Genomic DNA, 22,737 nt, shown 5'->3' on the forward strand with positions numbered 1-22,737 from the left:
GGTGCGCTGGTTTTCGTTCGGCTCTCGGTCTATTCCGCCACCTCATGCGCGGCCGCGAAACCGCGGTGAAGAATCTGCATCTAGTCGGTTACGGCAACTGGAACGGCGAGGGCTCGGCAATGCTGATGAGGGTGGGGTCCTTTATCAAACACACTGCCCAGGTAGTCACGGGCTGTGTCGATGAGACTCGGCAGCACTCCGAATGGATGTCCGCGGTATCAAGGCCGCTGAACTATTCAAGTTGCGGGACGAAAAGAGTCTCGCAGTGACGCTTGGTCCCTGAGCAAGTTCGATCCTTCCACGATCTGCGCTGGAGACGCCGAGCGCTCGGGGGCCCTTGACCGGCTGGGGCACGTGCCGGGTGGTGGCTCGCCCACAGCCCCCATGCCCACACGCACCGAGAAGGGACAGGTCACCGAGTACGATCCCGATTCCACGGAGACGGACCGTGAACTCGAATGACGTGCCTGGCCCAAGGTGTGTCCGCTCGGCGTGTGGTTTAACCCTTATGAGACTTGCCGGTCACAGCCTCAGCGCTTCGCTTGCGCAGCCCGCAGGCCGTTCAAGATCACGATCACTTCGGCGACCTCGTGAACCAGCACGACGGCAGCCAGGCCCAGCACGCCGCTGATCGCCAGTGGCATCAACACGATGATGATGGCCAGAGACAGCACGATGTTCTGGTTGATGATCCTGCTTCCTCGGCGGGCGTGCTGCAGCGCCTTCGGGATTAGCCGGAGGTCGTGGCCGGTGAAGGCGACGTCAGCGGACTCGATCGCGGCGTCAGAGCCGGTCGCTCCCATCGCTATGCCCACCGTCGCGCCCGCCAGTGCCGGCGCGTCATTGATGCCGTCGCCGATCATCGCCGTCGGCGTCTTGGAGGAGAAATCGGCGACGATGCTTGCCTTGTCCTCAGGGCGCAGCTCGGCGCGCACGTCGTCGATTCCGGCGATTCCAGCCAGCGCCCGGGCGGTGCGAGTATTGTCGCCGGTGAGCATGCTTACTTCCACGTCGTTGGCGTGCAGGGCCTGCACGGCTTCGGGCACCTCGGGCCGCAACTCGTCACGGACCCCGATCGCCCCGGCGAGAGCGTCATCGACGGTGACCAGGACGCAGGTCTGGCCCTCGGACTCCATGCGCTCAACGTCTGCTTTCAGTGGTCCGGCGTCGATCCATCGGGGGCTGCCCACCAGCACCCGTCGGCCTTCGACGGTGCCGCCGATGCCATGCCCAGCTTCCTCGCTGATGTCCGAGGCGGTGGGCGCTTCGGGCCCCGCTGCCGCGATCGCCGCAGCGAGGGGGTGTGTCGATTGCTGCTCAACTGCTGCCGCGAAGGAAAGCACCTGCGTCCGATCGAATCCGTCTGCCGGGACCACTCCGGTAACCTCAGGCTGGTTGCGGGTAAGGGTTCCGGTTTTGTCCACTGCCAGGTGACGGATACTGCCGAGTCGCTCGAACGCCGCGCCGGACTTGATGACCACTCCGAACTGGCTGGCCGCGCCGATCGCGGCCACGACCGTCAGCGGCACGGAGATTGCCAGCGCGCACGGCGACGCTGCGACCAGGACTACCAGCGCACGGGTGATCCACGTCTCAGGGTCGCCCAGCAGCGAGCCGATAACGCCGACCAGCACCGCCAGGATCATCACCCCGGGCACTAGGGGTTGGGCAATCCGGTCGGCGATCCGGGCGCGGTCGCCCTTTTCCGCCTGCGCTTGCTCGACTAGGTCCACGAGTGTGGTCAGCGAGTTGTCCGTCCCAGCTGCGGTCGTCTCGACCTCCAGCACCCCGGCGGAGTTGATCGCTCCCGCAGGCACTTCGTCGCCGGGCGCAACCTCCTCCGGAATGGATTCTCCGGTGATCGCTGAGGTGTCAAGGCTGGAGCGCCCGGATCGAATGATGCCGTCCGTGGCGATCCGCTCCCCGGGGCGCACGAGCATTAGCTCGCCAACCTCGAGGTCCTTCGCTGCGACCTCGGCCGCTGTGCCGTCGCGCAGCACCGTCGCGGTCTGCGGTACCAGCTTCAACAGTGCCCGCAGTCCGCCTTGAGCCCGGTCCATCGCCTTGTCTTCCAGTGCCTCGGCGATCGAGTACAGGAATGCTAGCGCCGCGGCCTCTCCGACGAATCCGAGGATCACCGCGCCGACCGCGCTGATCGTCATTAGCAAGCCAATGCCGAGCTTGCGCTTCGTGACAAGGTTCCGGATCGCTCCAGGCGCGAACGTGTAAGCGCCCAACAGCAGGCCAACCCAATACAGTACCGTCGCGGGCGTCTCCAAGTCGGACCAGTCCAGCGCCAGTCCTGTTATGAGGGCTACCCCGGAGAAGATCGGCAGCAGTAGCTCAGGGTCCTTCCACCATGGCCGATCGAGCTCGTCAATCTCCGTGACGGGTTCGTGTTCGCATCCACATGCTGAACTCATGCGTCCGTTCCTTTCTCGCCGCAGTCGGGCACCGAGCACTCAGTGTCGATGCAGGGGGCATTCTCGTCGACGGCCAGCGTCGCGTGGACCAGCGCTTCGAGCGCTGCCGCGAGGTGGGGATCGGCGATTTCGTAGCGGGTCTTGCGGCCCTCCGGCTCAGCGACGACAATGCCACAATCGCGCAGGCAGGACAGGTGGTTCGAGACGTTCGAGCGGGTCAGATCCAAGCTTTGCGCGAGCACGGCCGGGTAGCTCGGACCGTCTAGTAGGGTTAGCAGGATTCGGGAGCGCGTCGGATCAGCCATGGCCCGGCCGAGCCGGTTCATGACGTCGAGGCGCGAAGCAATAGTCAGCATGCGCTGAATTATACAGTATGCGATGAACTATTTAAAATGGGCTGAACTAACAGTCACGCGAAAGTCCTGCCACCTGCAAGAATTAGTCGATGGGATAGCCGATGACTGGTCCTTCGCGGTTCGGCTGCCAACCCAACGCGGGGGCGACGTGGGCGGCGAAGTTCTCCAGAATCTTCACGTGGATGTCCACACCCACCCCTGTGGGGATGGTGATGAACAGGGTGTCGGCGGACATGACGGCGGCGTAGGTGCGGCCAGCGACACCGACACCAGGTTCTCCATCAAGGGCTAGACACTCACGGACATTACGTACGGGTCAAACCACACGTAGCGAAGCTTTCTAATATCCAAATGACTATCTCTTTTCGCTAGTATCCGGGAATGATACTTCCTTGAAGTCGGCAGTGTTGTCTACCCCGCATACGAAGTACTGGAACTGCTGCTTGGAAACCACTTTGGTCTACGAAGCCATAGCCCTTCAAGCTACATCGCAGGAAAATTCCATTTCACGGTCGGTATAGGCCTTTTGCAGTTGGTTAATTCGAAATTCGTCCACCATCTCCTTAGCCACCCGCACGATTAACGCGGTGTTTCGCCATCTTCGCGCGACGAGAGCAGCTCCTTTAGGTGCTTATCTATGTCGTCGAGTTTTTTAATAACGGCCAAGGCAGCAATGACCATCGCGATAAGAATTAGCATCCACAGGCTCCTTTTCTCTGACGCTTCGATTCACTGGGGCAATCGCTTGCCAGGGTATTAAACCATGGCTCTTACCTAGACGTTAGGGAGACGGTGGGAACACGGGGACGTCGGCAAGCAAAAGCGCCGCGCCCCAAGGAAGGGAAACGCGGCGCTAGAGCAATCCGGTAGGAGGTTGCTTAGTGGTCAGCGCCCTGGATGGAGTGCTTGTGATCGCGGACTGCTTCGCCCTCAGCGTAGAGCGGCATATCGTGCTTAGCCTTGTACCACTCGGCGTAGTTTGGCTCTAGCGGGGTGCGGCCGGCGATGAGGTCGGCGGCCTTCTCGCCCACCATCATGGTTGGGGAGTAGATATTGCCGTTGGTCACGGATGGGAAGACGGAGGCATCCGCAATGTAGAGGCCCTCAACGCCCCATACACCCATGGTGTCCGGATTAACGACGGCCATCGGATCGGACTCCGCGCCCATCTTGGCGGTGCAGGATGGGTGCAGCGCGGTCTCGCCATCGTTGCGGACCCACTCCAGTATTTCCTCGTCGGTCTGGACATCCGGGCCCGGGCTGAACTCGCGGGCGCCTACCTCTTCCATAGCCTTGGTATCCAGCAGGGAGCGGGCAACGCGTACGGCCTCAACCCACTCGCGGCGGTCCTGGTCGGTCTTCAGGTAGTTGAAGAGGATGGACGGCTTGTCGTGGATATCGGCGCTCTTGATGTGAACGTGCCCCTTGGTATCGGAGAACATCGGGCCGACGTGCCACTGGAAGCCGTGCTTGACGTCCGCCTTCTGGCCGTCATAGCGCACAGCCATCGGCAGGAAGTGGAACATGAGGTTCGGGTAGTCCTCATTGTCATTGGAGCGCACAAAGCCGCCGCCCTCAAAGTGGGAGGTAGCAACCGGGCCCTTGTGGGTGAGCAGCCACTGCAGACCCATGAACGGCCAGCGCCACTTATCCAGGTAAGGCTGGGAAGAAGCAGTGGACTTGGTGGTCTCGTACTGAATGTAAACCTCGAGGTGGTCCTGCAGGTTCTCGCCCACACCTGGCAGGTGCTTGACGACGTCGATGCCGTGCTTCTCCAGAATCTCGCGGTCACCAATGCCGGAGATTTCCAGCAGCTGCGGGGTGTTAATGGCACCGGCGGACAGCACGATCTTCTCGGCATAGACGCGGTGAACGCCGCCCTGCCACTCGTACTCGACGCCGACGGCCTTCTGGCCCTCGAAGAGGATCTTGGTGGTAAATGCGCGGGTACGGATCTCGAGGTTCTCGCGATCCATATTGGGATAGAGGTAGGCACGGGCAGCGGACCAGCGCTTGCCGTTCTTAATATTGCGGTCGAACGGAGCGAAGCCTTCCTGGCGGTAACCATTGACGTCATTGGTCAGGTTGTAGCCGGCTTCCTGCACAGACTTGAACAGGGCCTGGAAGAGCTCGGAGGTAGCCGGACCGCGGGAGAGGTACAGCGGGCCATCGTGGCCACGGCGCGGGTCATTCGGCTCAGCTGCAGCGGCGGTTTCCATGCGGTTGAAGTACGGCAGGCAGTGGGCGAAGTCCCAGTTCTCCATGCCCGGGTTCTGGCCCCACTTCTCGTAGTCCATCGGGTTACCGCGCTGGTAGATCATGCCGTTGATGGAGGAAGATCCGCCAAGGACCTTGCCGCGAGCATGGTAGACACGGCGGCCGTTCATCTCTGGCTCTGGATCGGACTCATACATCCAGTCATAGTTCTTTGCGCCGATTGGGAAAGAGAAGCCGGATGGCATGTGAATGAACAGATCCCACAGGGAATCTGGGCGGCCAGCCTCAAGGACCAGCACGCGGGTGTTCTTGTCTTCGGTCAGGCGTGCGGCGATGACGGAGCCTGCGGAGCCACCGCCAACGACGACTACGTCGCTTACTTCATCGGTGACCTTTTTAGCGGAACGCTTCTTGGTCAGCTTGTCCATAAAACCCATAAATCCCCTTCTTTCTGTGAAATATTTCACACGTCAAGATTGCCCCACCGGAAGTGAAAATATTGTAATTTATACAAAAGTCTGTAATTATTCACATCGCCTTATGTGCGGGCACCGCCTCCAGAGTACACATCCCGCTAGAAGTTTGCCCATCTTAATGTATATTTACCTTGTCCGGATGGATTTCTCTGGAGATGAAATCCGCAGTCTTTGCGCATAGTTCGCCCGAATATGATTCATTTCACTCACCTATCTCTCCCTGCGATCTTGTGAGCATTTTGGGGCACTCGTGCGAAAGATTCGGCCCAAAACAACCAGCAATAGGAGAAGTAGATGGCTAACTTTGATCCTCACAATCCTGAGGAGTCTCTCACTTCACATAAAGACCCCCAAGAAGGGGGTAAAAACACCTCTCTCGCAACCCCCTCTGGAGAGCCCAAGAAGCGCAGTCCGCGCTACCGAGTCCGCGCCCTCGTCGGCAGCTACAAGGCCGAAACCGGCGATGCCGTAGGCGCAGATCAGGTCCCTGCTCCCAAGACAAACTGGCCGGTATTTATCATCTCTGGCGTCCTCATTATTGCCATGGCGCTCTATGCTGGGCTCGGCCGCGATTCCGCGGCAGAAACCCTCGCCAGTGTGACCGGCTGGATCGGCCACAACCTTGGCTGGTTCTATGTCCTCACCGCCACCATCGCCGTGGTCTTCGTGCTCTATATTGCCTTTTCCAATGCCGGCAATATCCGCCTTGGCCCGGACCACTCGCGGCCGAAATTCAATACCTTCTCCTGGGCGTCCATGCTCTTTGCCGCTGGCATCGGCGTGGACCTCATGTTCTTCGCCGTGGCCGAGCCGGTCACCATGTACATGCAGCCACCGGTCGGTGACGGCGAAACCATGGAGGCCGCCAAGGAAGCCGTGGTCTATGCCATGTTCCACTATGGCCTCACCGGCTGGGCGCTTTATGCACTTATGGGCATGGCCTTTGGCTACTTTGCCTACCGCCTGAACATGCCGCTGGCTATCCGCTCCGCGCTCTACCCGCTCATCGGCAAGCGCGTGCACGGCCCTATCGGCTCCGCGGTGGACATCGCCGCCATGCTGGGCACCGTCTTCGGTGTGACCGCTTCCCTGGGCATCGGCGTGGTGCAGCTTTCCTATGGCTTCCACCTCATCTTTGGAATTGAGCAGGGCCTTGGCCTGCAGTCCGCCCTCATCATTATTGCGGTGGCCATTGCCACGCTGTCGGCCGTATCCGGCGTCGATAAGGGCATTCGCTTCCTCTCCGAGCTCAACGTCTATTTGGCCATCGCACTGATGGTCTACGTCGTGGTCTTTGGCAAGACCGCCTACCTCTTCGATGCCATCGTGACCAATATCGGTGACTACGTCGCAAAGTTCCCATCTTGGACCATGGAGACCTTCGCCTTTGCCGAAGACCAAGCCAACGTAGATACCTGGATGCAGTCCTGGACCCTCTTCTTCTGGGCATGGTGGATCGCCTGGGCGACCTTCGTCGGCCTCTTCCTGGCCCGCATCTCCCGCGGCCGCACCCTGCGCCAGTTCATCTTCGGCACCCTGACCTTCCCGTTCCTATTCATCCTGATGTGGATGTCCTTCTTTGGTAACACTGCCTTGGACATGGTCCGCTCCGGTGACTACCCCGAATTCGCCGAGAACGCTATTAACGTGCCAGAACAAGGCTTCTACGACATGCTGCACGAGTTCCCAGGCTCTGGCATCGTCATCTTCCTGACCACCTTTATTGGCCTACTGCTGTACATCACCTCGGCCGACTCCGGCGCGCTGGTGATGTCCAACTTCACCTCTCGCATCACCGATAACCGCCAGGATGGAGCACGCTGGCTGCGCATCTTCTGGTCCGTAACCGTGGGTGCGCTGACCTTGGCACTGCTGCAGATCGATGGCATCGCCACCGTGCAGTCCGCGACCGTCGTGATGGGCCTGCCCTTCGCCTTCGTGGTCTACCTCATCATGTTCTCCCTGTGGAAGTCCCTGCGCCTTGAAAACGTGCAGCGCGAGGCCCGCACCACCGCAATGCATGGCGTGATTTCCTCCCGCACCGAGCGCGATCCTTCGGATTCCAACCTGTGGAAGAACCGCCTCGACCGCGCCAATACCTTCCCTTCCAAGAAGGAGATGGATACTTACCTGCGCGATACCGCCACCTACGCCTTGGAGCAGGTTGCTACCCACATGCGTACCCGCGGCTACGACGCCATCTTGCTCACCAGCGAGCTTCCCGACGTCGAATTGCCCCAGCTCGACCTAGAAGTAAAGCTGCACAATGAGCGCATGTTCCGCTACCAGCTCTTCCCAGTCGCGGCCGAGCGCCCCGATTTCAGCGCGGGCGAGGGCGACGAGTACTACCGCCTCGAGGTCTACGATATGACCGGTTCGCTGGGCTATGACGTCTACGGCTATTCCGAGAACCAAATCATCAATAACGTGCTGGATCTTTATGAGCGCCACTTGGCCTTCCTTTACATGCAGCAGACCCAGCCGGGTGACTCCGACGTCTCCGATGGCGCCGAGCCCGAGCGCACCTGGCGCGAAGATAGCTAAGCTGGCCACTACAACTACCTCTATGAGAGAAAGGTTGCTTTTCACTTGAGCACCCAGAACACTTTGTTCGACCCCACCCAGACCGAGCTGCTGAAGGGCGTGCATGCCGATGGCGCCCCGAAGTCCCTGTTCATCAACGGTAAGTGGGAAGCCGCCCAGAGCGGCGAAACCCGCACCATCATCTGCCCGGCCGATGGTTCCACCGTCGGTCTAGTCTCCGAGGCATCCGACGAGGACACCGAGCGCGCCATCAAGGTTGCCCGTGAAACCTTCGATAACGGCGAGTGGGCCAATACCCCGTCCGCCGAGCGCGGCAAGCTCGTTATCCGCGTTGCCGATTTCATCCGTGAACACAAGGAGCTTTTCGCTCAGGCCGAGTCCGCTGATACCGGCAAGCGCTATGAGGAGTCTTTGGGCGATATGGATGATATCGCCAACGCCTTCGAGTACTTCGGCACCCTGGCCCAGCACCAGGCCGGTCGCGTAGTCGACCCGCAGGATCCCAACCTGCGCTCCCGCATCGATGCCGAGCCCGTCGGCGTCTGCGGCCTGATTACTCCGTGGAACTACCCGCTGCTGCAGGTCTCCTGGAAGGTCGGCCCGGCCCTGGCCGCCGGCAATACCTTCGTCCTCAAACAGGCGGAGCTCACCCCACACACCGCGATGCTGCTCATGGCCGCCCTCAAGGAGTGCGGCCTGCCGGACGGCGTAGGCAACCTCATCACCGGCGCTGGCGCTAACTGCGGCAACCCGCTCTCCCAGCACCCAGATGTAGACATGGTCTCCTTTACCGGTGGCCTGGTCACCGGCAAGATCATCGCCAAGAATGCGGCGGAGACCGTCAAGCGCACTGCGCTCGAGCTCGGCGGCAAGAACCCGAACGTCATCTTCGCCGATGCCGACTTCGACGTTGCCGTGGACAACGCCCTCAATGGCGCCTTCTTCCACTCCGGCCAGGTCTGCTCCGCAGGCTCCCGCATCGTCGTGGAAGAGTCCCTGCACGATAAGTTCGTCGACGCCCTGGTGGAGCGCGCCAATAAGATCAAGATCGGCGGCCCGACCGATGACAAGGCAGAGACCGGCCCGCTCATCTCCGCCGAGCACCGCGAGAAGGTCGCCGCCTACGTGGACAAGGCCCACGAACAGGGAGCCAAGATCCTCACCGGCGGCCGCGCCGCTACCAGCGAGGACTCCAATGGCCAGCACGGCACCGGCACCACCGACCTAGGCGCTGGTGTGTACTACCTGCCGACCATCATTGATGGAGCTACCCGCGAGATGGACTGTGTCCATGACGAGGCCTTCGGCCCTACCGTGACCATCGAGACCTTCACCACTGAGGAGGAGGCCATCGAGATCGCCAACGACACCGAGTACGGCCTGGCAGGCGCCGTCTACACTTCCGACGCCGGCCGCGCCGAGCGCGTCGCCCGCGCCCTTCGCCACGGCACCATCTGGATCAACGACTTCCACCCCTACCTGCCGCAGGCAGAGTGGGGCGGCTTCAAGCAGTCCGGCAACGGCCGCGAGCTTGGCCCCACCGGCTTGGCCGAGTACCAGGAACACAAGCACGTGTACCAGAACCTCTCCCCTGCCGCGTGGGATCAGTTTGGCCTGCAGTAACTAAACCGGCCACATAGCATTCAGCCCCCGCGCTCTTCGTGAGCAGCGGGGGCTGGATTTTTAAATGAGGCCAACATGCGGCCACGTTATCGTTCTCGTTCGCCTATTGCGGGGCCAGAACGTGGCCGCTGTGCGAACTGATTATGCGGAAACGGCATCTTCCAGCTCGGCCAGCAAGGAATTGGTGCGTTCCACCTTGGCATCTACAGGGCGGAATTCGCCTTCGATCCAGTCAGTAAAGAAACCGAAGTCGAGCTGATTGCGCAGCTGCGGCATGGAGAAGTTGACCACGACGGTGCGCCATGCTTCCACGCCGCGGATTGCGCCCGCTGGACCGTAACCGGCGAACGCAACCGGCTTACCGGTCCACTCCCCAGCCAAGCAGTCGAAGGCATTCTTGAATGGACCCGGCACGGAGCGGTTGTACTCCGGGGTAACAAATACGAAACCATCGCAGGCATCCACTGCATCAGACCACGCCTGCACCTTTTCATCCGCATACTGCTTATTGGCGGTGGCAGGAATGACGTCAGTGGTCAGCAGTGGAACATCAAACTCCTTGAGGTCCAGCAGGGTATACTCCACCCCATCCTGGCGCCCCTGGGCAAGATCATAAATCCACTCACCTACTACCTTGCCGGCCGAGTTATCGCGGGTAGTGCCGATGATGATGCCGATACGAGACATAAGAGAACCTTCTTTCCTTCAAGCTTTATGTAACATCCCTAGCTTACCGCCCGTGCAGATACTTGTCTGATAGTGATGTTGATACGTCCTTCACTCAGCCCGCACCCCTGCGGCAACGTTCCATCATTAACGCGCACCACGCCGTGGTAGGCAAAGCGCTTTGGCCCACCAAAGACCACCAAATCCCCAGAACACAGCGTGATATCATCCCACGGCCGCGTGCGCGATTCGGTATGGCCCATGCGGAAAAGCGCCTCATCCCCAATGGATAGCGAAATCACCGGGGCGGGTGACTCCTCCGAATCATCCACGTGCATGCCCATGGCCGAGCCCGGCGGATAGTAATTAACTAGCGCCATTTCCGGCACGAAGTTCTCCACCCACGGCTCTAGCTCAGGTGCTACCTCAGCCGCAGCGCGCAGCGCCCCCGGAGCAATCCGCCGCAGGCTCTCCGGCACCGGCGGAACCCGCGTGCCGTCCATATTGTCCACATACCGATAGCTGGGATAATGCCAATACCTGCCCAAATGCAGCTGAAAAACGCTCATTTGCCCGCCGGATTTCAACCGCGGCCGCACCATCGCCATCGGCGTAGCCGCATACTCGCGCGCAATGCCGCGCATCTCTTCTACCAAAGCCTTCTGCTTATCGACGCCCACCCATCCCGGCACATGCCCCACCCCCGGAGCCACACGCACACTCGGCCGCGGCAGCGAATCAAAAAGCATGACCTCACCCTAATCCCAGCACCCCAATAAATCGATCCAGAAATTTCCTTCAACAAGGGTAAGAATCGTTTCAAGACAAATCGGCCCCAACCCTGGACACTTCAAATAACGTGGGAATTTGTTGCCCTCCGCCGCTTTCCTTAAGCTTCAATGCTGGACGAAAAAGATGCGGATATCGCCTTGAAGATGAAGTTTGATTCCTTTTACCAATTTGTGGCGGCCTTTAATTTAGAAGGCAGCATAAATGAAACAAGTGATAATGCGAATTATGAATCGGGAATAGCCGAGTTGGGAGCTAAAACCTGGCATGTTCGCACAGCACGCACCACGCCTTCTAAGCCGGGAGCCTTCGTAGCATTCTGGCAACGCGACCATGAAGGGGAATCCGTGCCTTTTGAAGATTCTTCCTGCGGCGACGGTCTCCTAGTCTTTGTGATTCAAGGAGATCACCGAGGTGTGTTTCAATTTAGCAATCAAGATTTACAACGTCTCGGTATTACCTCCGGAGCAACCCCAGGAAAGAGAGGATTTAGAGTATATCCGCCATGGAGTGAGGGGCTGAACTCCAACGCTTTAAAGACTCAAAAGCAGCAACAGGCATCGTTTACAGAATTTTGATTTGTGTGTACACAAGCAAATCGATCACAATCTGCACACCCAGTACGCAGAAGGGTGGTAAACGCTCAACTTACGCACTAACGCGGTTTTCGGCGGATCCACCCACCTATTAAAGCGCAAAGAAAGAGGACTGCTTCTGTCATTGCTGCGGCACATTGCTTATTCCGACTGCCGTCCTGCATTCTCTGCCCACACGCGCGCTCCCACAAAAGCGGTAGTCATAGCATTCATGAGGACGTCTGTTAAGCCCAGCAATTTTTTATGCATCCCAGAAACCCCGATGTTCCCGATCTCTGTCTTCACCTAGATGAAGCGCGTCGGCAATCATTACCCTTAAAGAGTGATTACGAACGAACTTCGAAATTTGCTAGCCAAAGCAACTACTCACGCACGGCGCTTTCAGGACGGAGGAAATCACACTGTAGCCGCAGCACTCCTCACCAAATCAGGCAAACACGTACTCGGTTTGAACGCGCACCACTTCCTCGGTGGTCCTTGCGGGGAAGTCTCGGCTTTAGCTAACCATGCTGCTAGTTATCCAGAGGACCCAATCCAAGCAGTAGTCGCCGTATACGGACCTACTGGTCAAGTTATTCCTCCCTACGGTAAATGCCGCCAGGTGCTTTTTGATGTTGATCCGTCCATTCGGTGCATCGTGCGCGGAAGCAATGGACTTGAAGCACCTACCGTAGAAGAACTCTTGCCATTCGCATTCAACTGGCGAGATATAGAACAAGAGCAGCGCATCTACATGTGGGAAGGCTACGAGGAATCAATTCGTAGCGGAGAAAAGCAACAGACAATTCGGGTAGATGATCCTTTCCATGAAGGAAATGCCCAAATAGTCTTCGAGAAAGAATCCGGAGAGGTCGTCACCATTCCTGCACAGGTCACGGCCGTTTCCTCTATCCAGCGAAGTAAATTGTCGGAAAAGCAAGCTCGAAATGACGGCTTTGGCTCTCTCGCCGAGCTTCAGAAAGCGCTAGATGCTCACTATCCCGGATTAGCTGCCGATGATGAAGTAGACGTCGTCGAGTTCAAACTGCGATAATCCATTCAGACCGAAAGGTGGAATAGCCCTCCTCCCCACGTGCAGAATTCACCTCATCGATAACGTCATTCTTGCGGGGTGAAGATTGCGGGAGCTACCGCTGGGGGTCTTCTATTTCCCTTATCCAGAAGTTCATCATCTCAACGATAGGATCCGAGGAGGAAAACACTTCGCTCGCTATTTCCCTAGGAGACCAAGTATCCGGAAGGTCTTGAAATCCTGCGCCGAGCTTTCCAAGTGTCACTGCTGAGGAGTTTTTGACTGCGCTAAGGATGGTAACGACATCGTCATACGTAGCATAAAACGAGTTTTTCCCATTCGCCCCAGTTGCATCAGCAATACAGATCCAGTCATTGAGTTCCGCCATATCGCTCAAAATATTATCGACGATTTTTCTTGAATCTGTTTCCATATGCTCACTCATTGTGCTTGGCCTTCTACTTACGCTCAACCTTAACTCTGAGAATTAGCAACCGCTTTGCCAATGTCGTCTACAAATTTTATCGAGCCAACAAAAGCGGCCTGTGAGTTTGTGATTTACCGGAACCTAAGTGATTTCCGCAGATACTTATTAAGCACCACTCACCCTCTACAATGACACCCATGAACGAACAGGTGCGGCAGGACTTGGAACGCTACGGCTCATGGGAGCGGATGACCAGTGGGGAGTGGTTCTTGCCGAGCATGCCGGAGGCGAAGGAAGAGCACCAGCGCACTTTCCGCTTGCTTAAGCAGCTCAACGAACTACAGAATACGGACCAAGAGCGTGCCAAAGGCATCCTGCGCGAGATACTGCCGGAAGAATCAGCGGTGCCGGGCCTGCACGTGCCGTTCAACTTGGAGTACGGCTGCAACCTAGTATGCGGCGAGCGCGTCTTCATTAACTTCGGCGCTACGATCTTGGCTCAGGCCCAGGTAACGCTCGGCAATGGTGTCATGGTGGGTCCCAATTGCTCCCTGATTACGGTGGGGCATCCGGTAAACGATCATGAGATGCGCGCCGGCGGCTGGGAGATAGCCAAGCCCATCACCATTGGTGATAATACGTGGCTCGGTGCTCATGTCACCGTGCTGCCGGGCATCACGATTGGAAAGAACTGCGTCTTAGGCGCGGGCACGCTTATTACCACCGATATCCCGGATAATTCGCTGGTCCTGGGATCACCCGGCCGCGTGGTGCGCAAACTGGAAGACAATGAGGAAGCCTGGGAGCGCCAGGATCTCAAAGGCCCTGTCGAGGGTTTTGGAGCCGCCAACTAAATGTTTGATCTCGCTCGCATCGGCGCGGGACTTCCCGTAGCCGAGACCATCGATTCGCTACCTAGCACCGGAAACGTCGTCATCCAGGCCCCGCCCGGCACGGGTAAGACCACACTCGTGCCTCCGGCGCTGGCCAATCATGCGGCAGGACGTGGCAAGGTCATCGTCACCGCCCCGCGACGTGTGGCCGTGCGCGCGGCCGCGCAGCGCTTGAGCACACTTAACGGCACGCCGGACAAGGTCGGCTTCGCCATCCGGGGCGAGTCCAGCAAGGGCAGCGAGGTCGAGTTCGTCACGCCGGGCGTGCTGCTGCGCCGCCTGCTGAAGGATCCGGAACTCGAGGGCGTGGCCGCCGTTGCCATCGATGAGGTCCACGAGCGTCAGCTCGATACGGATTTGGTGCTAGGCATGTGCCTGGAGCTAGCCGAATTGCGTGAGGATTTTCGCGTCATCGCCATGTCTGCAACCGTGGATGCGCAGCGTTTTTCCCAGCTTATGGATGCGCCCGTCCACGTGACCGAGGCAGTCACCCATCCGCTCGACATCCAGTACGCCCCCATGCCGGGCAGGGCGGCGGGAACGAGGGAGTTTTACGGGGACGTCGCCAAGCAGGCAGCTCGCCAGCAGGAATCAACGCTGGTCTTTGTGCCCGGTGTGCGCGAGGTCAACCTCGTGTGCGATGCCTTAGCAGGCCATAATGTCTTCCCCCTGCATGGCAAGCAAACCACCGCGGAGCAAGACGCCGCGCTATATACCGAGGAACAGCGCATCGTCGTGGCTACCTCTATCGCGGAGTCCTCGCTGACCGTGCCGGGTGTGCGCGTAGTGGTAGATGCCGGGCTTTCCCGCGTTCCCCGACGCGATGCCCAACGCGGCATGTCCGGGTTGGTGACGGTTTCTACCTCAAAGTCGAGTGCCGATCAGCGCGCTGGTCGTGCCGGCCGTGAGGCACCAGGCACCGTGATTCGCTGCTATTCGCAGGACGATTACCAGCACTTTTCCCCACACACCACCCCGGAGATCCTCTCCGCGGACCTCACCCAGGCCGCGCTGTTTCTGGACTGCTGGGGCGCGGGCCCGGATTTCCCGCTGCTCGATCCGCCGCCGGCCCAGGCCCTCGCCTCCGCGCAGGCAACGCTCAAGCGCATTGGCGCGACGCAGGAACTCGCCCTCCTGCCCACCGATCCGCGCCTCGGCGCCTCCTTGCTCCGCCACGGCAGCCAGGCCGCGCCCATTATCGCCTCGCTTGCCGACGCCCCCTTAACCCCCGATCTCACCCGTCACCGCCCACCTCAAAGAGAGGTCAAGCGGCTTGCACGTCTCGTAGACGATCTCGGCCCCGCCGATCCCGGGAAGGTCGTAGCCACCGCCTTTCCCGAGCAGGTGGCCAAGCGCATGGGCGAAGATTACCTGCTGGCCAGCGGCACCCGCGCGCGCCTGCTCGATAACTCAGGTTTGGCCGGAGCGCCGTGGCTTGCCATCGCGGAGGTGTCCTTGTCCAATGCGGGCAATGCCATCATTCGCTCGGCCGCCCGCATCGAGGAATCGGCTGCCCTGGCGGCCATCGGCGTCACCGAGGAAACCCGCGCCTTCCTGCGCGATGGCCGCGTGCGCGGCGTCAAGGTCAGGGCCGCGGGCGCCATCACCCTTTCTGAGACCCCGGTTAAAGTCACGGGCCCCGCAGCCGAGGAGGCGCTTGCCGCCGGCATCCGTGAAGAAGGCCTAGGACTCTTTACCTTCAGCGAGAAGGCCCAAAGATTAAAAGACCGCCTGCACCACCTGCACTCCCACTTTGGCGATCCGTGGCCCGATGTCGACTCCGCGGATCCCGCCGAATGGCTCGGGCCCGAATTACATCGCATCGCCGAGGGCACTCCCGCCGCCAAGCTAGACATGTACCCCGCGCTGCAACGCCTCCTTCCCTGGCCGGAAGCCACCCACCTGGACGAGCTCGCCCCTGAGCGCCTTCCGGTGCCCTCCGGCCGCGATGCCATAATCGACTGGTCCGGCGATCGCCCCGTGGTTCATATCAAGTTGCAAGAATGCTTCGGCCTAGCCGAATCCCCCGAATACTGCGGCCACCGCGTGCAATTCCACCTGCTCTCCCCCGCCGGCCGGCCGCTCGCGGTGACCGATGATCTCGCCAGCTTCTGGTCCGGACCTTATGCCGGCGTGCGCGCCGATATGCGCGGCCGCTACCCCAAGCACCCCTGGCCGGAGGACCCGTGGAATGCGATTGCTACCGCGCGCACCAAGAATCGGATGTAATTAACCCCATTGCTGCCAGCCCAGGTAGCAGCTCATGACCACCACCAGGGTAAGCAACGCGTAGCGGATGAATTTGGCACCGCCGCCAAGTACGGTACGAGCACCGAGAAGTGCGCCGGCGATATTGGCTACGCCGAGCACGATGCCGAGCGTCCACCACACGTGCCCGCCAATAATGAACACGATGAGCGCGCCGAAATTGGTAGCGGTATTGACCACCTTGGCCATGGCCGCAGAGGTCAAGAAGTTCTGCGCAAAAATAGAGGTAAAGGCCATGATCAAAAACATTCCGGTACCCGGACCGAAGATGCCATCATAAAAAGAAATGATGCCGGAGAGTAACAGGACCACGACGGTCCGCCAACCGCCACGGGTACCGGCCGAATCGCTACTGCCAAAATCTGGCTTGAAGGCAACGAAGATACCCACAGCCACCATGAGCACGATGATGATGGGCCGCATAACGTCTTTATCGAGGCTCGAGGCCACGCTGGCCCCCAACCCGGAGCAGACCAGTGCGATGAGGATGAACCGCGCCATTTCTGCCTTGTCCAGCTTCACCTTGCGCGCAAGGGTCACAGCAGCGGATCCGGTGCCAGTCACCGCAGCAAGCTTGCTAGTGCCCAAAGCGGCGGCCGGAGCAAGGCCCGGCAGGACCGCCAGCAGCATCGGGATCAGGATCAATCCGCCACCGCCGATGACCGCATCGACCCACCCCGCGGCCGCGGTACCAAAGAAGAGAATTACCCACTGCACCACATCGATTTCCATGCCCCCGATCATAAATCTTGAATGATGTAAGGTGATAACCCGCCTACCGGCCTCCCCATAGTGGAGTAAAAGAAGGCATTATACTTTTGTCGCAGCAGAACGAGGAGGCTCGCATGGCCGCACAGCAGGAAGGCGCCGGGCTAAGTGCCCACACCGTGGCACGGTGGTCCATTGTCGTTCCGGCATCGGTCGTGTTGGGCTGGCTGTTTAGCATGTGGCACGTACCTGCGGCCTGGATCTTGGCAGCGATCCTCTCCTCCGGCGCCATGGCGCTTTGTACTGGGGAAGATCTGCGCGTGAATCGGAGTTTTTATAGCATGTCGCGTGGTTTTATCGGCATGATGGCTGCCATCCCGCTGACCGTTGTGCCGGTGAGCCAATTGCTTGGCTTCCTGCCTGCCGCCCTGACGATCTCCTTTGTCACACTGATGGTAGGCGTTATCGGTGGCCACCTCTTACACCGCGCACAGCCGCACGATGTCTCCTCCGAAACCGGCATTTTATCCATGCTGCCGGGCGGTGCGTCCCTCATGCCCGCGCTTGCCGACGAACTCGGGGCCGACTTCCGCTACGTCGCCCTCACCCAATACCTGCGCCTGTTAGTAGTCTCGGTATCGCTACCGGCCGTGGTCGCCTTATTGGACACGCCTGCCGGCGAAGGAGCGGATCTTTCGGTCGACGGCGAAACTACCTGGTGGATAGTTGCCCTAGTGATTGCCATTGCCTGCATAGGAGAAAAGGTAGGCAAGTTCCTCCATCTCCCCGCCGCCGCGGTACTCGGCCCCTTGCTGCTGACGGTTCTAGCCTCTTTCGTGTTGCCGGAGGGCCACACACTCGAACCGCTCTATGCCTTTAAGGTGATGGCCTTCTTGTCCATTGGTTGGGTCTGCGGCGGTGGGCTTTCGCTGCCGGCGCTCAAGGCCTTTGCCAAGCAATTGCCCGCCACGGTTCTTTTCATCGTGGTCATCATCGGTATCTGCGCGGCCACCGCCTGGCCGCTAACCAAGTGGCTGCACATCACTTACTTCGAGGCCTACCTGGCTACCAGCCCCGGCGCGCTAGAGACGGTGCTCGCACTCTCGGCGGAGGGCGGGGCCGGCCCAGCGGTCATCGCAGTCCAGCTCACCCGCCTCATCGCGGTACTGGTCGTAGCGGGCTACTTGCCACAGCTGCTACGCCTGGCCCAGCGACTGCTGCGCCGCTAGTTATCCAGAACGGCCTCGCGCAGCACGGACATCGGCACGGAACCAAGGGCGAGGGCCTCGGAGTGGAACTCGCGCGCACTCATCCCCTGCTTCTCGGCCGCGGCGCGGGTCTCCTGCCACAGGCGCTGGCCCAAAGCATAGGACGGCGCCTGGCCCGGCCAGCCGAGGTAGCGATTGACCTCAAAATTGAGGTTCGCATCATCCATGGCGGTGTTTTCACGCATGAAGGTCTTCACGTGCGCCTTGTCCCACACGCCGGACGTCGAGCAATCCGGCAACTGCTTGCCCAAGTGCAATCCGATGTCCACGACCACGCGGGCGGCGCGCAGGCGCTGCGCATCCAACATGCCCATGCGGAAGCCCGGATCGTCCATGTAACCCAGCTCGGCCATGAGTTGTTCGGCGTAGAGAGCCCAGCCCTCGCCATGACCAGAGTTCCACGTCACCGCACGGCGCCACAGGTTGAGATCCTCCTGCACCAGTGCGGAGCCTAGCTGCAGGTGGTGGCCCGGCACGCCCTCGTGGTGAACGGTGGTCAGCTCTTGCCAGGTGTGGAAGGTGTCTTGGCCTTCTGGCACGGACCACCACATGCGGCCCGGGCGGGAGAAGTCATCGCTCGGCGGGGTATAGAAGATGCCGCCGGTACCGGCCGGATCGATGCAGCACTCGATCTCTTCTACTTCTTCCGGAATATCGAATTCTTTGCCGTTGAGCTCTGCGATAACGCCATCGGCGGTGGATTGCATCCACTCCACCAGCGCATCGGTGCCGCGCAGGGTATAGCGCTCCTCGTGGTTGAGCTTGCGCAGCGCCGAGCGTACCGAACAATCGGAACCATAGAGCTCGTGGGCAATCTTTTCCTGTTCTGCGCGCAGGGTGCGCACCTGGTCGAGTCCCCATTCATAGGCCTCATCGAGGTTAACGGCATCGCCCACAAAGAGCTTGGAAAAACGCTCGTAGCGCTCGCGGCCCACTGCGTCCTTGTTAGGCGCCTGGGGCTGCAGGTCATTGGAGAGCCAATCGGAGAACTCGCCAAAGGCTTCCTTGGCCTGCTCCACCTCAGCGGAGTCGGCGTCGAGGCCGAGGGACTCGAGCATCGAGTCGGCGTCGGCAAGCCGCTCGCACTGCACAATGACCTCTGAAATCTGGCGGTGTGGTGCCACCATGCCGTGGGAGGCTGCCTCTTCCAGGGAGCTGCGGTAGCCGGCCAAAGAGTTCTTCACCTGGGATAGGCGGGAGCGAATAGCATCGCGGTCCTCCTCCGTATCCTGCGGCATTAACAGCAGGGTATCGCGAATGGTCTGCACCGGTGAGGCGATATTATTCAGGCAGCGCACATCCTCGCTGTGGTGGTGCAGATCTAGATCGAGGCAAAGTCGATCGCGTAGGACGGCCGCGGTGACGTAGTCCACCTCATCAAAGTCATCCTCATCATCGGACTCATCGGTGGTGTCATCCAGGGCATCCAAGTCCGCCACCATCTCGCGGGTGCGGTCTGCGATGGCGGTGAAGTATTCGGGGGAGAAATCCTGCAATTCGCCCTCGTAGCCGTCAATGCCCCACGCGGTGGCATCGGTGGGGGAAAGCTCGGCTAGGTCGTGAACGAAGTTATCGCACGAAGCGTCCAGTAGAGAGGGCTGGCGCTTAGCGGTCTGCTCAGAACTCATAACGAGGAAGTCTATCCCTAAGTATCAGCTATAGGCCACCCGGGGAGGATGAAGTTGCGAACTTGTTAACTAATCGTTGTCCCACTTTGTGCCGGGATAGCTCCAGTGGCTGAATTCATCCAGGATGTCCTGCGGTTTCTCTTTCATTACCAGCGCGTCTACAAAGCGCGGCAGGATGAAACCGGATTCGGCCATGGCGGCGTACATGGCGTAGAAGGGGCGCCAAAAGTCCGCGGTATTAACTAGGCCTACTGGGCCGCGGATGTGGCCCAGCTGCTGCAAGGTGAGTACCTCAGTAAGTTCTTCAAGGGTGCCAACGCCGCCGGGGAGGCAAATATAGGCATCGGCAAGCTGCTCCATGCGGGTCTTGCGCTCAGCCATGGAGCCCACGACCTCTAGGGTGGTCAGGCCGGGGTGGGAAATCTCTAGATCCACCAGTGACTGCGGCATCACGCCGGTGACGGTGCCGCCGGCGGCTAAGCAGGCTTGCGCAACCTCGCGCATCAAGCCGATATTGCCGCCGCCATACACCAGGTTCAGGCCGCGTCGGGCCAGTTCGGTGCCCAATTCCTGTGCCGCCTGAGTATAGGCCGGGGAGTTTCCTGTTGCTGAACCACAATAAACCGCTACTGACTGCATGCTCTCCAGCATAGATATCTGCGCTCCCACCACCACCTTTAGACTATTCGGTACATGAAACTTTTATCAGGTTAGACAAAGCAGTCTGGGATGCTTATACTCCTTTTTATGATCAAATCTGGCCCAGTGTTCACGCGGCCCCGCACGCCGGCCGCAAAGTGCCTCCATTTGGTGCGCCTGAACCCGATCATCACCCGGAGCGAGTTGGTGGAAGCCACCGGACTTTCCCAGCCCACCATCACGCGCGCTACTACTTCCCTACTCAACGCGGGCCTCATCCAGGAACGCACCGACCTCACCCAGTCCCGTGGGCGCGGCCGGCCAACTGTACCGCTTGAGGCGGCCGATAATGACTGGGCGCTCGGCGGCATCTCCGTGGGCACTAAGCAGACCTACATCGGCCTCTATGACATCAAGGGCCGCACCTTAAGCGAAGAAGAGTTGGCCACGCCGGTAGCAAACCTCAGCGAGGATGACTTCCTCGAGCACATCATGGCCGGCATCAATCGCATGATGACCAACCTGAACCACCGCTTGGTCTCCCTCGGCGTGACCACCTCCGGCACCGTGGATGACAACGGCTTGGTCACCGCAGAAAACCTCAACTGGCACGGCGTGGACATCGCCGAACGCCTGCGCTTCCAGTTCGGCGTACCCGTAGTAGTCTCCTCCGCGATCCCAGCTATTTTGGGGTCCGAAACCCAGGCGGCCGAGATTGGCACCAGCGAGCGCGTTCTGGTGCTCTTCGCGGATGATTCCATCGGCTCGGCACTCTCCGTCGAGGACGAGGTCAGCCCCATTATTCCCGTGCCGCAAACGCACTCTGAACTCCTTGGCCACGGCGCCTCCGAGCACCTACTGGCCACCCGGCACATCCTCGAGGCAATACGGCAGGAGGGGGTGAAGGCTGCCTCGCTTACCGAGGCCGCCCAAATCGCCGAATCCAATCCCACCGTCCGCACCATTCTGGACGAGCGCGCCCGCCAATTGGGCACCATCACCGCGGAACTGGTCAAAGCCCACTCCCCGGCCACCGTGGTCATCGCCGGCGGCGCGTTTACCGACGACCCGAAGGCCCCCAAGCAATTCGCCGCCACCGTCCGCGCCTCCGCAGGCGATGAGTTGCAGCTGCGCATGATCCCCAGCCATAAGGAGATTGTCCGCGCGGTAGCCCGCACCGTGGCCGCCGACCAGCTCCTGCGCCAACCGCTGGAGCTAGGCCGCTCACTCCAGTGTGCTTAACACCTCACGTACCGAGTCGATGCCGCGAAAAAGATGGGCATTGAGCCCGCAGTAGCTAGCGCCCTCCACGTAGTCGATGCGGTCATCAAAAAAATAGGTATCTTTCGGCTGCGCGGACAGCGCATCCACGGCTACGCGATAGGCCTCTGGGTGCGGCTTTGCCAGCCCAATATCGCAGCTGAAGGTCACCGCCGCACAGTCCTCCAGCCAGGTATGCTTCTCGCGCACCTGCCCCGCCAGCGTGGTGGGAATATTGGACAAAATGCCTACACTATAGCCTTCCCCGATAAGCCCCTTGACCAAAGCGACCATCCCCTGGTCGGCCTCCAGCAAACCGCGGTTTTCACACGCTACCGCCTCCGCGACGGGTATCTCCCCCAACCCTGCGCGGGCCGCTACCTCATTCCAAAAGTGGCTATCACTAAAGATGCCGGCATCATAGTCCGGGCGATAAAACCCGTAGGCCTCCCACATCGCCTCGGCATCGGATGGCGCGAGGAGGCGCTCCAAGGCTGCATGACTTTCTGGGGTAGCCGGGCGCATGAGCACGCCATACATATCAAAAAGGAGTTTGGGCATAACGAGAGCCAGTTTATGCGCGTTTCGGCGCCTGGGTCAGCACGGCTACGATTCCCACACCGGCGCCGGCCACAAAAACGGGCAGCATCGCGGAGACCTGTTCCATAGACAAGGCGAAAATGCCGCCGATCGCACCGATGAGCAGCATGCCACCAAGGCTATACAGCGAGCGAGTAACCAAGCCGCGCTTTCCCGCGGCACCGTACACCAGCAGCGCGAGCCCGGCGAATGGACCGAGCATGAGCGCCGCAGTGGTCAGGAATACCCCCAAGGCCACGTGGGTGGACATAATCGCCGCTCCCACGATGAGAAAAAGCGCCAGGATCAAAAGCGTCATGGCACAGAAAGCCTTGCGTTGTGTTGACATAGAAGCAATCCTCCCA

General features: G+C 60.0%; 21 protein-coding genes. 8 read left to right on the forward strand and 13 right to left on the reverse strand.

Annotated elements, in window-relative coordinates; all coding sequences use genetic code 11:
* Positions 1 to 530: 530 nt before the first annotated feature.
* From I6I12_RS00555 to betA, 5 genes are all read right to left on the reverse strand, one after another.
* Entirely contained in the window at positions 531 to 2,423 is a 1,893-nt protein-coding gene (locus I6I12_RS00555) for a heavy metal translocating P-type ATPase (protein WP_200288406.1), read from the reverse strand.
* The gene (gene cmtR / locus I6I12_RS00560; RefSeq protein WP_150851294.1) at positions 2,420 to 2,779 is read right to left on the reverse strand and encodes a Cd(II)/Pb(II)-sensing metalloregulatory transcriptional regulator CmtR; all 360 of its coding nucleotides are present in this window, start codon (positions 2,777 to 2,779) and stop codon (positions 2,420 to 2,422) included. The genes I6I12_RS00555 and cmtR overlap by 4 nt, the downstream gene beginning before the upstream one ends.
* An 82-nt stretch (positions 2,780 to 2,861) precedes the next feature.
* Positions 2,862 to 3,014: an alkane 1-monooxygenase gene (locus I6I12_RS00565; protein ID WP_200288407.1), complete on the reverse strand. Its 153-nt coding sequence runs from the start codon at positions 3,012 to 3,014 to the stop codon at positions 2,862 to 2,864.
* Positions 3,015 to 3,358: 344 nt separating this feature from the next.
* The gene (locus I6I12_RS00570) at positions 3,359 to 3,478 is read right to left on the reverse strand and encodes a chemotaxis protein (RefSeq protein ID WP_200288408.1); all 120 of its coding nucleotides are present in this window, start codon (positions 3,476 to 3,478) and stop codon (positions 3,359 to 3,361) included.
* Between the two features lie 179 nt (positions 3,479 to 3,657).
* A complete protein-coding gene (gene betA, locus I6I12_RS00575) occupies positions 3,658 to 5,433 on the reverse strand; it encodes a choline dehydrogenase (protein ID WP_200288409.1) in 1,776 nt (591 codons plus the stop codon).
* Positions 5,434 to 5,766: 333 nt separating this feature from the next.
* On the opposite strand from betA, the gene betT reads away from it, so the two are divergent.
* Together betT and I6I12_RS00585 are read left to right on the forward strand one after the other, a co-directional pair.
* Positions 5,767 to 8,016, forward strand: coding sequence for a choline BCCT transporter BetT (gene betT / locus I6I12_RS00580; RefSeq protein WP_200288410.1), 2,250 nt, complete (start codon positions 5,767 to 5,769; stop codon positions 8,014 to 8,016).
* Positions 8,017 to 8,061: 45 nt separating this feature from the next.
* Complete coding sequence (locus I6I12_RS00585) at positions 8,062 to 9,639, forward strand: aldehyde dehydrogenase family protein (protein ID WP_200288411.1); 1,578 nt, start codon at positions 8,062 to 8,064, stop codon at positions 9,637 to 9,639.
* Positions 9,640 to 9,780: 141 nt separating this feature from the next.
* On the opposite strand, the gene I6I12_RS00590 is transcribed toward I6I12_RS00585, so the two are convergent.
* Entirely contained in the window at positions 9,781 to 10,326 is a 546-nt protein-coding gene (locus I6I12_RS00590; RefSeq protein ID WP_200288412.1) for an NADPH-dependent FMN reductase, read from the reverse strand.
* A gap of 38 nt (positions 10,327 to 10,364) precedes the next feature.
* Positions 10,365 to 11,054, reverse strand: a complete 690-nt coding sequence (locus I6I12_RS00595; RefSeq protein WP_200288413.1) for an alpha-ketoglutarate-dependent dioxygenase AlkB family protein — start codon at positions 11,052 to 11,054, stop codon at positions 10,365 to 10,367.
* Positions 11,055 to 11,204: 150 nt separating this feature from the next.
* On the opposite strand from I6I12_RS00595, the gene I6I12_RS00600 reads away from it, so the two are divergent.
* Positions 11,205 to 11,672 (forward strand): MepB family protein, encoded by a 468-nt coding sequence (locus tag I6I12_RS00600; protein ID WP_234288137.1) that lies wholly within the window; start codon positions 11,205 to 11,207, stop codon positions 11,670 to 11,672.
* Positions 11,673 to 12,012: 340 nt separating this feature from the next.
* Complete coding sequence (locus tag I6I12_RS00605) at positions 12,013 to 12,723, forward strand: ASCH domain-containing protein (protein WP_200288414.1); 711 nt, start codon at positions 12,013 to 12,015, stop codon at positions 12,721 to 12,723.
* A gap of 94 nt (positions 12,724 to 12,817) precedes the next feature.
* Here the strand turns inward: I6I12_RS00605 and I6I12_RS00610 are convergent, their stop codons facing one another.
* Entirely contained in the window at positions 12,818 to 13,147 is a 330-nt protein-coding gene (locus tag I6I12_RS00610) for a hypothetical protein (RefSeq protein ID WP_234288138.1), read from the reverse strand.
* A gap of 170 nt (positions 13,148 to 13,317) precedes the next feature.
* Here I6I12_RS00610 and I6I12_RS00615 point away from each other — a divergent pair, with 170 nt between their 5' ends.
* Positions 13,318 to 13,983, forward strand: a complete 666-nt coding sequence (locus tag I6I12_RS00615) for a sugar O-acetyltransferase (protein WP_200288415.1) — start codon at positions 13,318 to 13,320, stop codon at positions 13,981 to 13,983.
* Positions 13,984 to 16,251: an ATP-dependent RNA helicase gene (locus I6I12_RS00620; RefSeq protein WP_200288416.1), complete on the forward strand. Its 2,268-nt coding sequence runs from the start codon at positions 13,984 to 13,986 to the stop codon at positions 16,249 to 16,251. It begins immediately after the preceding gene.
* Here the strand turns inward: I6I12_RS00620 and I6I12_RS00625 are convergent, their stop codons facing one another.
* Complete coding sequence (locus I6I12_RS00625; protein ID WP_200288417.1) at positions 16,252 to 17,022, reverse strand: TSUP family transporter; 771 nt, start codon at positions 17,020 to 17,022, stop codon at positions 16,252 to 16,254.
* Between the two features lie 113 nt (positions 17,023 to 17,135).
* Between I6I12_RS00625 and I6I12_RS00630 the strand changes: the two genes are divergently transcribed.
* The gene (locus tag I6I12_RS00630) at positions 17,136 to 18,227 is read left to right on the forward strand and encodes an AbrB family transcriptional regulator (protein ID WP_200288418.1); all 1,092 of its coding nucleotides are present in this window, start codon (positions 17,136 to 17,138) and stop codon (positions 18,225 to 18,227) included.
* Here I6I12_RS00630 and I6I12_RS00635 read toward each other — a convergent pair.
* Both I6I12_RS00635 and I6I12_RS00640 read right to left on the reverse strand, forming a co-directional pair.
* Positions 18,224 to 19,894 carry a DUF885 domain-containing protein gene (locus I6I12_RS00635; RefSeq protein WP_200288419.1) on the reverse strand — a complete coding sequence of 557 codons (1,671 nt, stop codon included), beginning with the start codon at positions 19,892 to 19,894 and terminating at the stop codon, positions 18,224 to 18,226. The genes I6I12_RS00630 and I6I12_RS00635 overlap by 4 nt on opposite strands.
* Before the next feature lie 69 nt (positions 19,895 to 19,963).
* Entirely contained in the window at positions 19,964 to 20,533 is a 570-nt protein-coding gene (locus tag I6I12_RS00640) for an LOG family protein (protein ID WP_034656137.1), read from the reverse strand.
* Between the two features lie 108 nt (positions 20,534 to 20,641).
* On the opposite strand from I6I12_RS00640, the gene I6I12_RS00645 reads away from it, so the two are divergent.
* Complete coding sequence (locus I6I12_RS00645; protein ID WP_200288420.1) at positions 20,642 to 21,775, forward strand: ROK family transcriptional regulator; 1,134 nt, start codon at positions 20,642 to 20,644, stop codon at positions 21,773 to 21,775.
* On the opposite strand, the gene I6I12_RS00650 is transcribed toward I6I12_RS00645, so the two are convergent.
* Together I6I12_RS00650 and I6I12_RS00655 are read right to left on the reverse strand one after the other, a co-directional pair.
* Positions 21,758 to 22,354, reverse strand: a complete 597-nt coding sequence (locus I6I12_RS00650) for an HAD-IA family hydrolase (RefSeq protein WP_200288421.1) — start codon at positions 22,352 to 22,354, stop codon at positions 21,758 to 21,760. The two genes, I6I12_RS00645 and I6I12_RS00650, sit on opposite strands and share 18 nt — an antisense overlap.
* A 13-nt stretch (positions 22,355 to 22,367) precedes the next feature.
* Positions 22,368 to 22,721 (reverse strand): hypothetical protein, encoded by a 354-nt coding sequence (locus tag I6I12_RS00655; RefSeq protein ID WP_200288422.1) that lies wholly within the window; start codon positions 22,719 to 22,721, stop codon positions 22,368 to 22,370.
* Between the last annotated feature and the right edge of the window lie 16 nt (positions 22,722 to 22,737).

It is taken from the genome of Corynebacterium kefirresidentii (assembly GCF_016599755.1).
In the GTDB taxonomy this organism is placed as follows: domain Bacteria; phylum Actinomycetota; class Actinomycetes; order Mycobacteriales; family Mycobacteriaceae; genus Corynebacterium; species Corynebacterium kefirresidentii.